Here is a 710-nt window from a genome sequence, read left to right on the forward strand (position 1 = left end):
GCGCCGGAATCGGAATCAACCAGTGACTTACTCAATAAGTTAGCGCCGAAAGGTCGTGTTGAAGACATTCGTTTAGCCATGAATGGTGGCTTAGATACGTTGCGTTATTCGGCGGACCTCGATGAGTTAGCTATGACTCAGTGGGAACTGTTGCCGGGCTTTCAACATGTGCAAGGCAGTGTGGCGGGTGACTTGAAGCAAGCGAAAGCGAAAGTCATGGTCATTGATGATGTTTTCCCGTACGGGGATGTATTCCAAGCCCCATTGAACATCAAGCAAGGCGAAGTCGACATTATCTGGCAGCAAGATGAGACAGGTTGGCGTTTGTGGTCGGATAAAGTCACGGCTGCGACTCCGGACCTTCAAGTGTTGGGCGCATTTCGACTCGATTTCCCTAAAGAGCAAAGCCCATTCCTATCGTTTTATGCTGAGGCGGATCTCTACAACGCTGGTGAAACTTGGCGTTACTTGCCAACCTTGGCATTAGGCCAAGATCTGACGGATTACTTATCGACCGCCATTCAAGGCGGTAAAGTAAACACGGCCAAATTGCTGTGGTATGGCGAGTTAGGAGATTTTCCTTACAAAGAGCACAACGGCATGTTCCAGGCATGGGTTGGCTTAAAAGACGCGAAATTCAGTTTTGATACTGCATGGCCAACCATTACCGACTTGCAGCTTGATCTATTGTTTGAAAACGACGCCATGTA

Annotated in this window: 1 protein-coding gene; it reads left to right on the top strand. The window is 48.6% G+C overall.

What is annotated here, in order from left to right; translation table 11 throughout:
• On the top strand, nucleotides 1–710 hold a 710-nt coding region (locus R7044_RS25505), incomplete at both ends, for a DUF3971 domain-containing protein (protein WP_263857048.1).

The organism is Vibrio sp. 1402 (genome assembly GCF_033340275.1).